The following is a 13,224-nucleotide window of genomic DNA, read 5'->3' as shown; positions in this document are numbered from 1 at the left end:
TTGTTGCAAAATCTTATTTAGTTAGAAGCTACCAACTACGGTGACAGAGTCATTCGCTAAACTCTCATCCACAAAGCCAATAGTGTTTGGATTATCAGCAACAAGTTGCAGCATTTCTTCTTGTGTTGATACCTCTTCAGGAGGCGTTCCTTGGCCAGTAAAAACTAATTTAGACCAGAATGCAGAATATTGGCTTTCTGACTTTCCTAACACGCCCGTGTTGAAGGCACCACGAACATCATTACCTTGCTCAAATGTTAAAGGGAGTGCTTTGCTACCGTCAGGAAATGCTTTCATTTTGCCAAGGTAGATTCTTTTCACCGCTTCGGCGTCAATACCCGAACTATTTTTTGCACTAACGATAATGACGTTTGCTGCACTTACAGGAAGTGCACACATTAAACCAAGTAATAGGACCGCTTTCGCTTTCATTTTCATTATTCCTTAAAATACTAAATCTAAAGATACTGCTATTGCAGGGGGCGATTGCTCTATCGTAAGGCATTAGTCGATAGCGCCGTTGCGTCTGTGTCGTCGAATCCAGCATGTATCCTGCTAGGCGCGATAATATTGAATTCACTCTTCGAACCCAGAATAGTATAAGTTCTAAGTATTATCAGTGAAAGTTCACGAAAAATCTCAAACCTTCTGTACTGAACGTTAATGTGCCTCCTTCCTTAAGCCACAAAAATAAGCAGGCTGGCGCTGTGGCAAGTCGATGTTAACTATCACTAAACTAAACACTTTATACAAATAACTAAATATAAGTATAGGATAGGCTCCTTATAATTAATAATAGGTGAAGTTTTCGCGAACTGCCATTTATGTCAGGCTGATATTGAACAAAGTAGATTTGTATGTTGGTGTATTACCTAAGATTAACGCATATAGAAAGGTTTCTTTTTACCGCTACAGCGGTTCAAATTCACCCTTGTCGTAAGCCAATTGATTAATAAAAGTGGGAGATATGGCAAAACCGAATAAAAAAGGGCCAGTTCGAACAGTGCAGATATCGTGTGCGAAATGCAAAGCGCCTATTTTCAAATATCGAAAAGGCGGTAAGGGCGCACTGGTTAAATGTTTCAAAGAACGTATTGTTGATGATTATACAACTACACCTGGAATATGCCCTGGGTGCGATCAGCATTTTGCCCGAGAAACTATTATAAGAGGGGCGCCTGCGTTTAAGATTATCGGTGGGAAAGTTAATATGAAGTAGTGATAAAGCGTTCGAGAGGTTAACGCTTTATCACTATTTAAAAAGGGTGGTTACCCTATTAAATCTTTGATTCAATAGTAAAGCCTGCTTTCAAGTCTATTGCGCAGCCTGTAATTTTTCATATAAAGTATCTTTAAGTACTGCGCGGTCATGCTTCATTTGATGTAGCGTTTCGTCGCTGGTTGGACCGCCTTTTAGCTCAAGCTTGCGTATTTCTTCATCTAACGCGTTGTATTGTTTAGTCTCGCTGGCAAACGTACTGTCGCTTTCTACCAATTTTTCAATAGCGGCTTTGTATTCTGGAAAGTCAGATTGTAACGAGTGGTTTTCACCTAACATAATGTGCTCCTAAATTTTTTGTTCACTAAAATGTTTCAAGTAGTGTTAGTTAATATCTTGTCCGGCTACGACTAGATCATTCCAATTGCGTTGATTTTCCATGTCGTATTACTCTGATTGCTTTAATTGCTAATTCATTCTTTAAATGTGTTTAACTTGCCAATAAGAGATTAACAGCGATGGACGCGCTTAATAATCGGTAAACCTGTGGATACTGTTTATGCTTTTTATTGAAGATAGGATTTGACGTAAGCGGCGAATTACCGCTACATCTTGAAATTAAGAGAAAGAAATAGGAGGCGAAATACGTGTATAGCACGCTGAATGCACAAACTATTAGGCTAGACATTTCTCGTAACAATTTCTAAAAACATTTGCGACTAGTCAGGTTGCGTGCCTCGACAAACCTGATTATGCTCCCACGAGATTATACATGGGGCAATGCTCCGGCTTCAGGAACTCAGTTCCCTTTCTACATGGAATTATAATATATGAGACGAATCATAACGTTGTTTAGTTGTGTTTTGGCACTGCTAACGACTCAAGTGTTAGCAAAAGATGTTGAATACCGCTTACCATCTTCCGTAACGCCAACCTTTCAAGACATTCATTTAAACCTAGATCCCGACGCACCACACTACTCGGGTTCTACTCGTATCAACGTCACCGTTAATACGGTAACCAAAAAGGTAGGCTTTTATCAGCAAGACCTTTCGATCACGCATGCCGAGCTTATTCAAAACGAGCGCGTGATAGCACTTAATGTTGAAGAGGGTGATTACAATATTAATTGGGGTATGGCAGAGGCTGACATTGCACCAGGCAAATATACCCTCGTAATCGACTTCGAAGGCAAGGTGAATACCTCATCTGATGGTATGTATTTATCTCGTTTTGAAGAATCAAACTACCTATTTACGCAGTTTGAAGATATGCATGCACGCAAAGCATTTCCTAGCTTCGACGAACCTGCATTTAAAATAGCGTACCAAATGACAATCACAGCGCCTGAAAAACAAGTGGTGGTATCGAATACGCCGGTTGAAAGCCGCGATGTTAGCGAAGGCATGCAAACGGTTAAGTTTGAAAAAACCAAACCTATGCCAACCTACTTAATTGCTTATACCGTAGGGCCGTTCGATAGCGCAGAGTTAGAAGGCTTGTCGGTACCTGGTAAAATCTACGTGCCTAAAGGCTATGCAGATAAAACAAAATTTGTGGTGAAACATACCCCTGAAATTTTAGCTACGCTAGAAGACTTTTTCGATATTAAATACCCTTTCAAAAAACTCGATTTTGTTGCAGTGCCTAACTTTACGCACGGTGCGATGGAAAACGTAGGGCTAATTACTTATCGCGACAGCTTATTATTATTAGAAGATGAGCCTGGTTTAACAGAACGTAAAGGCCCGCTTAACGTTATTGCACATGAATTGGCACACCAATGGTTTGGTAACTTAGTTACCATGGCATGGTGGGACGATTTATGGCTAAACGAAGCGTTTGCCTCGTGGGCTGCCAGCTACACCATGATGGAGCTTTACCCAGAACTTAATTTTGCCGATCGTATCGTGCAAGAATCTGCGTTCGGTGCCGATGCTAGCCCTACCGTTAAACCGGTGAAAAAAGTGGTTCGTACCCAGCCTGATGTAATGGATGGCTTGGGGCTTAACTACTCAAAAGGCGAGTCTATTTTGCAAATGATAGAGTCGTTAATTGGCACCGAAAAGTTCCGTGAAGGTGTACGTAACTATATGAATACCCATGCATGGGGCAATACGGTTGCTGACGACTTATGGGCTGCTCTTGATGGTGTATCAGACATTAATTTAAGTGCCATGATGAAAGCCTATTTAGAACAGCCTGCTTACCCTCTTATTTCTATAGACGGTAACGGCACGATTACGCAGGAACGTTTTCATTACGCAGGCGCAACCGTAGAAGCACAAACTTGGGCTGTTCCACTTAAACTTACTTACAAAGTAAATGGCAAGATAAAGCAAGAAGTGGTGTTTATCGATAAAGCCAAAACCACATTGCCTCAACTTGCTGAAGCTGACTGGGTTTTCCCTAACGACAACGCAACAGGCTATTTCCGCTGGGCAATTACAAGTAAGCAACTTGCTAACTTACTTAGCGATTTAAAAGTGCTTAATAACCGCGAAAAGAAAAATGTGTTGTATAACATGCAAGCATTACTTAACGCGGGCAAGGTAAGTATTGATAGCATAATGCCAGTATTAACCGCATTGGCGAAAGACAACGACCCTGTCGTTAAACGTGCCGCGGTAGGCGTTTTGGGTGAGTTTGACTACTTAATTAACGACGACAATAGAGCGAACTATGCTGCGTTGTTGAACCAAGAGTACTTACCTTTATTAAATGAGCTTACCCTTGAGCAAACTAGTGGCGAAGCGGAGAGTGTTATTAGCCTACGTAATCAGCTTTATAGCCTGCTCGGAAACAGAGCAAACAACGAAGCACTGATTAAAAAGAGTGAATTGATAGCCAAGCAATATATTAAAGATAGCAGTGCAGTTCCTGCGGGTATTGCTGGCACCGCGATAGGTATCACCACGAAGTATACTGAAGATGATCTCTACGATACGTTGGTGGCTGCATTCAAAGAAGCGCAACTACCCAATGTTAAACGTACCTTGCTTTATTCCATGCGCTACACTGATGAAGCCACGGCAAACAAAATGCTAGATTTAGCATTAACCGATGATATTACGCCAGCCAACACGCTTTACATGTTGGTAAGAGTATCGCGTAATTTAGAGCTCAAAACTGCATTGTATAAATGGTTAGACAAGAACCTTGATGCCTTGATTGCAAAGATGCCTGATTACCATATATCTCGTATGCCTGAATTTGTATCTACTACCTGTAGTGCCGAAAACTTAGATATGGCTAAAGCGTTTTACACGCCAATCAAAGATAAGCATGAAGGTATGGCGCGTAGTTTCGACATTATGTTGGATGAGTCGAACCAATGCTTGCGCTTAAAAGCGACATATCAAGAAGACTTTAATAAATTCTTAGCCAAATATGGAAACTAAACATAAGAATTAATTAATATCTATATAAATCAACAGTGTTACTGTGACTCAACGCAAGAGGCTGCCATCCGGCAGCCTCTTTTTTATTTTCGACCTCAAATTGTCATAAAAGAAGGCGGTAAGCTTCAGTTTTATGACGACCTAAGTATTTGCACAAAATTTACACACTTAGTTTTACCTGTACCAAAGTACACTTGAGTTAAACAAAAAATAAACTTATTTAAACGGCGTAAGTTTATGATTTTAATATGTAAATAAAAATATGATATTATTTTGCACAAGTTCTTGCTGTGTATACGCAAGTATATAATTTTATACGTTCCTAAAAAAAAGTGGACGATAACAACATGGCGGAACTGGGTAGGCAAGGGCGAGCGAAGTTGAGTAAGTCAGCTTTGTGCGTGAAATTAATATTGGGTAGTGTGTTAACGCTGCCACTTTCTTTTAACGCTTTATCAGATGTAATTTGGGAAGAAAACTTCGACGCAGCCACATTAGATGGCAAAGGAGCGGTTGGAGGAGATACTGTTACTATTGATATGGATGGCGTATCACGCTGGAGTATTGATGTAACAGACACTGATTTAAGTGCGGTTACTGACTGGTTTAAGGTCGATGGCGGCCAACTAAGTGCTCGCGACGTAGATGGCGATGCCGTGTGGGTGTCTGAGGTTATTGTCGTAAATGGCTTAACTGACTTGCAGCTTGATGTCGAAGTATCAGAAAGTGGTACGCAAGAAGCTGCTGATTACTTTGACGTAATGTATTCCGTTGATGGTGGAGAGTTCGTTCTAGTCACCAACGACTTAGGTACAGACAGCCATACTCTTGTAGATGATTATACTAGTGTAACCGTTAATTCTGCTATTCCTGATGCAAGCACGGTTCAAATAAAACTAGCTATGAAGAACAATGCTGGGACAGAATCCCACTTTGTAAACAGCGTTGTTTTATCAGGTTCAACCGGCTCTGAAGGAGAGGGTGAAGGCGGCGATGATGGCGAAACATCTGAAGACACACTTCGTACCTTAACCGAAACCTGCTTTAACTGCCCTGATTTAACCGCGGTTAAATTGCCCAGCGACTATGTTGAAGCTGATTATTATGCGCAGCTTGATACAGCAATAACGAATAATGAAAGCGCTGAAACACTTAAAGCGCTGGCGCAGAATATTATCTCACTCGATCACCATCAGCTTTCTTATTCAGAAGCATGGACGGCCCTAACTGACACCGATCAAGACCCTGCCAACCCAGACAATGTCGTGTTGTTCTACATGGGAACATCGTTAGCTAAATTCAGTAACGGTAGCGGCACGCAAAGCAGTAACCAAGACAATTGGAACAGAGAACATGTATGGGCTAACAGTCACGGTTTCTCTAGTAGCAGCTTAGCCGCATATTCAGATATTCATCACCTACGTCCTACCGATATTTCGGTAAACGGTTCTCGCGGCAATCTAGATTTTGATTTCAGTGATGGTGCACTATCTGAAGCGCCAGCAAACAGCATTGATAGTGACTCTTTTGAACCTCGCGACTCAGTGAAGGGTGATGTAGCACGCGCTATGTTCTACATGGACGTACGTTACGATGGCAGTGACAGCAGCGAGTCGGAAGAAGACTTGGTATTGGTTGACCGTTTGACCAGCACTGACGAAGCTGCCCACGGCAAACTTTGTGTTCTTTTACAATGGCATGAAAGCGACCCTGTTGACGAATTCGAACTCGAAAGAAACAGCAAAGTATTTGAATTCCAAGGTAACCGTAACCCATTTATCGACAAGCCTGAGCTTGCTTCACTAATATTCAATGCAAGTTGTGATGGTACAGACGCTGGCGATTCAGATGGCGGTGATACGGGAGAAGATTCTGGTGACTCAGGTGATGATACCACTGACGGAAGTACAGGTTCAGGCCACGCCGTTTTCATTTCTGAATACATTGAAGGCAGCAGCTTTAACAAAGCGGTAGAAATTTACAATGGTTCAACTGAGGCAGTAGATTTAAGTAACTATAAGCTTAAACTACTTTCAAATGGCGCTACCAGCGTAGGTGACGAGAAAGTATTGGAACTTAGCGGCACGTTAGCCTCTGGTGCCGTGGCTACCTTTAGTCATGCTAGCGCTGAAGATGCGCTGACTACAGGCTCTACGTTAAGTAGCTTTGTAATGAACTTCAACGGTGACGATTACATCGAGCTAAGTTACGGTGATGTCACCATTGATGCTGTTGGTACGTTTGGCGTAAAAACCAACTGGGGTAAAGATGTAACCCTGGTGCGTAAAGCTTCAATTACTGAAGGTAATGCAACACGTAACGCTGCTTTTGACCCAGACAGTGAGTGGGATAGCTACAGCCAAAACACTTACGATTATTTTGGTTCGCATAATGGCAGTGTGGTCGACCCAACTGACCCAACCGATCCGACGGACCCAACTGATCCGACAGACCCTGTCGACCCAGTAGATCCGGTAGACCCAACAGTTGAGTTGGTGCTTATCAGTGAACTGCAGGGCGAAGGTGATGCTTCACCACTTGCTGATACTACCGTAATCATTGAAGCGGTAGTGACCAAAGTAGCGGAAGACTTGTCTGGTTTCTTTGTTCAAGAGGAAGCGGCTGATTCAGATGGCAACGACGCGACATCTGAAGGTGTGTTCGTATATGCCACCTCGCTTGATACTTACCCTGCGGTAGGCGACCTAGTGAGATTGCAAGGTGATGTGGTTGAATACAACGACTTAACAGAGTTTGTATTATCAGGTGCTGTTGAAGTGCTAGGCGCAGGTGGAAGTATTCTATATACCGAACTTAGTATGCCATTTAACACAGGTACCAACCTTGAAGCCTATGAAGGTATGCAAATTACCTTTACCCAATCGTTGCTGGTCAATGACGTATATAACTTAGGTCGTTACGGACAGTTTAACGTGGGCTCTGAGCGGGTGATGATCCCAACTAACCAATATCCTGCTGGCACAGCTGAAGCGATAGCTTTAGCGGAACAAAATGCCCTCAATACATTGTTGGTAGATGATGCTTCAAATAGCCAAAACCTAGATGGTATCCCATTCCCTGTGGGCGGGCTAACGCATGCTAACCCTCTACGTTTAGGCGATACAGTTGAAAACCTCACAGGTGTAATGCATTTCTCGTTCAGCGAGTATCAATTGCTACCGGTAATGGACTTAGAATTAGTTCGCACCAATGCACGTACGGCTTACCCGTTAATCGGCTTAACCGGCGATGTAAAAGTGGCTAGCTTTAACGTACTTAACTATTTCAATGGACCAGACTTCCCAACCTCTCGTGGTGCTACCAATGAATTCGAATTGGTTCGCCAAGAAGCGAAAATTGTTGCAGCACTAGCAGCAATGGACGCAGATGTTGTTGGTCTTGTAGAAGTTGAAAATGATGGTCACGGTGAAGACTCTGCTATCGCAACGTTAACCGCAGCGGTTAATGCTGAAATGGGCGGTGATGTTTATAGCTATGTGTCAATCAGTGAAGCATTAGGTACCGACGAAATTGCAGTAGGCATGATTTACAAGCCTGCAGTAGTCACACCATTTGGTAACGCCGTTACCTCGTCTGAGTCACCGTTTGACTATGGTAACCGTCAGCCACTGCTTCAATCATTTACAGTGAACGCCAACGGTGAAGCATTCACCCTTGCCGTAAACCACTTTAAATCGAAAGGAAGTTGTTCAAGTGCTACCGGTGATAATGCCGATTCAGGTGATGGCCAAGGTTGTTGGAACGCATTGCGTACCGATGCAGCAAACGGTTTGGTTGCCATTGTAGAAAACAATAGCGATACCTTATCTGACCGCTTGTTAATTATGGGTGACTTAAACGCGTATGCAGCAGAAGAGCCTATTTTGGCCCTTGAAAGTGCTGGCTATACCAACCTAGTTAACACCTTTGGTGGCGACTCGGCATACTCATACACATTTGGCGGCGAACTAGGTTACCTAGACCACGCATTATCTAGTCCTAGCTTAACTGAATATGTGGTTGATGCGACGGTATGGCACATTAACGCAGATGAGCCTCGTGTATTTGATTACAACGAAGAGTATAAAACTGACGCGCAAATCACTGATTATTACGGCGCTGATGCATATCGCTCTTCAGATCACGACCCAGTATTGGTAGTGCTTAACTTCCCAGATGCGGGTCAACCTGGCGATTTTGATGGTGACAATGACGTAGATTACAACGACATTATGGCGTTCTACGGCTTGTTCTTATCAGGTGGCGCGAGCGATTTGGCGAATGATTTTAATAATGATGGCATGGTTAATTTCTTTGACCTTAATGCCTTGATGACCATGTGTACCCGCGCTGGTTGTGCAGTAGAATAAGTAGGAATTAAAAAATGAAAAAATTTATTATTGGTTTATTTGCATTAGTTGGTTTTAGTGCGCAAGCGGCGGTTATTAACATCAGTACCGACCAAACGTCTTACAATGTGGGTGACACCGTCACTGCTAATGTTTGGATTGATATAGTCGAATTACAAGGTAGCAATTTGGCTCAACCAATCATTAGTGGTTTTGTTATGTCATTGATGGCAGATGCTACAAGCCTAGAATACAACGTTGGTTCGATTATGTTTGGTGATAAATTGGGGGCAGGGGCTTTGAGTGGCCTTTTCCCAGTAGGGTCTGGTACGTATTCTATACAGTCTGCTGGGTTCACTTCTACCCTGTTTTCTCTTCAGGCTGGACTAACGTCTTTCGAACTTTTCTCGCTTGAGTTCACCGCGTTGAGCAGTGTTTCAGATGCGCTTTTCGGTCTTACGGCTAGTGTTACTGAGTTTGGTTCATTTGTAGGCGCGCCGGTATCAACGGCCTCAACTGCGTTTTCTGTTGAAGCGACCTCGGTTCCAGCACCAAGTACTGGTGTTCTAGCATTACTTGCTTGCTTCGGTATGGCGGTATCGCGGGTTAAGGCTCGTCGCTAATCGAGATATCGTAGCAATGTAACTCAACACGCTTATTACTAAGCATGTTAATAAAAACCCAGCATCTGCTGGGTTTTTTATATTTGATACTCGCTAAATCAGTTAAGGTTTCTTGTGAAGACAATAACAAAAAAATACGAAAAAATTTCTATTTACAGTGCGCTCAAAATGAACCACACTGGTTAAAAGTACAGTTAAATGGAAATGATATGTCTGCCACCCAAATGCTAGGTAATGAAGGACGAGAATTCGGCCTTAGGGATGCTTCACCTTCAGAAAACGCAAGTCTTGATACCGTCAGCTTTGCTCAGCGTCAGCGGTTGGCTTATATCGATTTTTGTTTGTTGTTTAAAGGGGCGATTTATCGCCAAGATCTTATAGGTCGTTTCGAAGTGGGCTTGTCCGCAGGCTCTCGAGATTTCAGCCTATACAAAGTGTTAGCCCCAAATAACCTTACGTATGACGCCAGAGAAAAGCGTTATTTTCAAACCGATTCGTTCGTGCCTTTGTTCGAGCACGACCCTCGAAGAACCTTGGTGAAGTTAGCGAACGATATTTCTGATGGCTTCGATGCCATCGGTGATATTCATTTTCCTGTAGAAAGTGCGTCGTCGCTAAATGTACCTGATATTTATGTAGTGGCGAAACTAGTGCAAGCTATTGTTAATAACAAAGCAGTTAGTGTTATTTATACGTCGCTTTCAAGTGGCTCAGGAGCCCGTGAATTGGTGCCTCACAGTATTGTGGATAATGGTCAGCGTTGGCACGTACGCGCCTTTGATAGAAAAACCGGAAGCTTCAGAGATTTCGTGTTAACCCGCATTAGTAAAGTGACACTAAAGGCCGATCCTGCATTAAGCGAACAAAGCCTTGCTGATGAAGCGTGGCAGCGAAAAATAGCTTTGGAAGTTGTGCCGCATCCGAAGAACATAAACCATCCGACTGCCATTGAGCTTGATTACGGTATGGAGGAGGGGGTACTTCATCTTGAAGTGCGCGCTGCTATGGCAGGCTACTTACTGCGCCGGTGGAATGTAGATTGTACTAAACATGCTAGCCTGCGAACGGGTGAGTACCAGCTATGGTTACGTAATCAAGAAACACTGGAAAACACCGATAACCTTGCCATTGCGCCTGGGTATATTGGCGAGGAAAAACGCTACGAGTAATGTGACTTTACGGCCCTGCCTTTATTTGAGTTGCTTGGGCTGGTTCTCGTGGATGTAAACGGGGTTATTTGAATGCTTGATACTGGTTTCGTTACTGGTTTCCCGGACTGGTTCTTTAAATTATCGTTCAGTAAGCTGCTTAATCCTAGAGAGCAGCAACTCCTTATTTAATGGCTTGGTAAGAAAGTCATTCATGCCAGCATTTAAACATTCTTCTTTATCTTCAGGGAAAGCATTGGCAGTAAGTGCTGCGATAGGGGTGTTTATCTTTAATTCGTTTCGAATGATGCTAGCGGCCATAATACCGTCCATTACGGGCATGTTGCAGTCCATCAATATGAAGTCGAACAAGTGCTTGGCACAGGCTGCAACGGCTTGCTCACCATCTTTTACATGTACAATTTTATAACCTTCGCCTTCAAGCATTGCTTTTACAATTTCTGCGTTAATGTCATTGTCTTCTGCAATAAGAATGCGCAATCTAGGCGCTGCTTTAATAGGGAAGCCGGCTGGCTTGCTGGCTTTAGACACTAGATTTTGTAAATCGATTTCTAAGTCTTTGCGGATGATCGGCTTTGCATGTGATCGCCATATAACGTCTTTTATGGCTTGTTCACAGTCTAATAGTTCAAGTTCTGCTGAAATCAAAATGATTTTTGGAAACGGTGATATATCTAATTTTACTAATTCTCGTAGCAAATCAACGCCACTCATCTCTGGCATCGCCAAATCGAGAATAATAACATCGTAATTATGGGGCGTATCGTCTAAAAAGTGCTTTGCGCTTGAGTACGACGTTGGAATAAGCGACATGGCGGCAACCACGTGTTCTAGGTATTCTCGACTTGTCAGTAAGTCGTCCACAATAGCGCATTGCAATGTGGCGTCGGTTTTAACCTCGATAACGGGCAAAGACTCTTCAACCACCGGAAGCGTTAGAGTAAATTCACTTCCCGCCCCTTTGGTGGAGCTAGCTAAAATATCACCGTCCATTAATTGCGCTAATTCTTTGGCGATGCTAAGCCCTAGTCCTGTTCCCCCATAATGGCGGGTAGTTGACTGATCTGCTTGCTCAAACTTTTGAAAGATAGTCGACAATTTATCAGAATCAATACCAATACCGGTATCTTTAACCGAAAACAGCAAGGTATTACTACTCGCCGTGACAGCCTGACTAACCGATAAGGTTACGCTACCTGACTCGGTGAACTTAATGGCGTTACTCAATAGGTTATGTAAGATTTGTGCAATACGGGTGATGTCACCTTGAATAATAGGCGCTAGCGTTTGTTGTTTGTTATAATGAAAATCTAAGCCTTTGTTCTGGCAATAAATACGCTGTATAGATACCACCTCATCAAGCAGTTGGAGCAAGTCGACAGGACCTTTTTCAACGACAATTTTTCCTGCCTCAATTTTTGATAAATCGAGAATATCGTTAATAAGGGTAAGCAATTGCCGTCCAGCGGTTTTGGCCTTTCTTAAGTAATATTCACTCTTACTTGGGTTATCCATCGCGAGCTCAATCATGCCAAACAGCCCATTCATTGGGGTACGTAACTCGTGACTCATACTTGATAGAAATTCAGACTTAGCTCTATTGGCTTCCTGGGCCTTTTGCGCTTCTGTTTCTGCTTTTTCGGAGGCTTTATATAGGTGCTGTATTGTCTTTTTTATTTTTCTATCCATAGGCGCGAAAATGAAAAAAGCTTCAACCCCTAGCAAGAATATAGTGGCAAGCCACAAATAGAACTCAAGAGAGGAGACCGCATCAACATTACTTTTCGCCTCTAGCTCGAACATATAAACCACACTATTAAGTTGCTTTAGCAGCCTGGTGGCTTGTTCTATAGTAATAACAATTGAGGACGAACATTGGGGGGATTTCACAAGTGCCCTTGCTTGTGCAATATATTGATTAACCTTTGCATCAAGCTGGCTAGTACCGAAATACATATTAGAGATAGAGTCTGGTAAAGAAGGCAAAGAGATAAGTTTTTGATGATTACTTGAAAAGGTCTTGATGGCCGCTTCAAGGATGTCGGTAGACGATGCGCTGTCTTCACCACAGGCATTTATTTTTTGTACGAGAAGGGCAATGCGTTGAGAGAGCATTCGCTGCTGCCCCGCAATATTGATAATTTCTGCATCAAGACGCTGATTGTTCAGCATTGTTCGCATTGTAAATACAGATGCCGTGACAAGACAGGCAATGAGAAGCAGCGCTAGCGTGTACCGTATGCGAATGGACATAAAAATAATGTTTTTCTTAGAGTACCTAAAAGATAATTGATACCAAGCATTTACGCAATTTTCCTAAAGGACTAAATGCTAAGCTTTTTTTAAATTTAGAAAAAGTTGATGAGAAGCGCACTATATTGAATGGAGGGAGCAATGTTGAAAATAGAGGGTAAAACGGATTTAAAGTGATGATAGGGCGAACTTGCTCTCAACGAGAGCAAG

General features: G+C 42.7%; 8 protein-coding genes. 5 read left to right on the top strand and 3 right to left on the bottom strand.

What is annotated here, in order from left to right; all coding sequences use genetic code 11:
* Positions 1–21: 21 nt before the first annotated feature.
* Positions 22–399: a phosphate ABC transporter substrate-binding protein gene (locus ALT761_RS12335; RefSeq protein WP_129740633.1), complete on the bottom strand. Its 378-nt coding sequence runs from the start codon at positions 397–399 to the stop codon at positions 22–24.
* Between the two features lie 568 nt (positions 400–967).
* Between ALT761_RS12335 and ALT761_RS20800 the strand changes: the two genes are divergently transcribed.
* On the top strand, positions 968–1,219 hold the full coding sequence (locus ALT761_RS20800) for a hypothetical protein (RefSeq protein WP_129739075.1): 252 nt from the start codon (positions 968–970) through the stop codon (positions 1,217–1,219).
* A 96-nt stretch (positions 1,220–1,315) separates the two neighbouring features.
* Here the strand turns inward: ALT761_RS20800 and ALT761_RS12325 are convergent, their stop codons facing one another.
* Entirely contained in the window at positions 1,316–1,558 is a 243-nt protein-coding gene (locus ALT761_RS12325; protein WP_129739073.1) for a YdcH family protein, read from the bottom strand.
* Positions 1,559–2,049: 491 nt separating this feature from the next.
* Here ALT761_RS12325 and ALT761_RS12320 point away from each other — a divergent pair, with 491 nt between their 5' ends.
* The 4 genes from ALT761_RS12320 to ALT761_RS12305 all read left to right on the top strand — a co-directional run bounded on the left by ALT761_RS12320 (position 2,050) and on the right by ALT761_RS12305 (position 10,761).
* Positions 2,050–4,620 carry a M1 family metallopeptidase gene (locus ALT761_RS12320; RefSeq protein ID WP_129739071.1) on the top strand — a complete coding sequence of 857 codons (2,571 nt, stop codon included), beginning with the start codon at positions 2,050–2,052 and terminating at the stop codon, positions 4,618–4,620.
* Positions 4,621–4,967: 347 nt separating this feature from the next.
* Complete coding sequence (locus ALT761_RS12315; RefSeq protein WP_129739069.1) at positions 4,968–8,990, top strand: ExeM/NucH family extracellular endonuclease; 4,023 nt, start codon at positions 4,968–4,970, stop codon at positions 8,988–8,990.
* A gap of 14 nt (positions 8,991–9,004) precedes the next feature.
* Complete coding sequence (locus ALT761_RS12310) at positions 9,005–9,592, top strand: hypothetical protein (protein ID WP_129739067.1); 588 nt, start codon at positions 9,005–9,007, stop codon at positions 9,590–9,592.
* A 209-nt stretch (positions 9,593–9,801) separates the two neighbouring features.
* Positions 9,802–10,761, top strand: coding sequence for a WYL domain-containing protein (locus ALT761_RS12305; RefSeq protein WP_232043447.1), 960 nt, complete (start codon positions 9,802–9,804; stop codon positions 10,759–10,761).
* 120 nt (positions 10,762–10,881) lie between these two features.
* On the opposite strand, the gene ALT761_RS12300 is transcribed toward ALT761_RS12305, so the two are convergent.
* Positions 10,882–13,014: a response regulator gene (locus tag ALT761_RS12300; RefSeq protein ID WP_129739065.1), complete on the bottom strand. Its 2,133-nt coding sequence runs from the start codon at positions 13,012–13,014 to the stop codon at positions 10,882–10,884.
* Positions 13,015–13,224 lie beyond the last annotated feature (210 nt).

It is taken from the genome of Alteromonas sp. 76-1 (assembly GCF_900654235.1).
Lineage (GTDB): Bacteria > Pseudomonadota > Gammaproteobacteria > Enterobacterales > Alteromonadaceae > Alteromonas > Alteromonas naphthalenivorans.
Note: the sequence above shows the minus strand (reverse complement) of the source record. Positions and strands in the feature narration are given on the sequence as shown.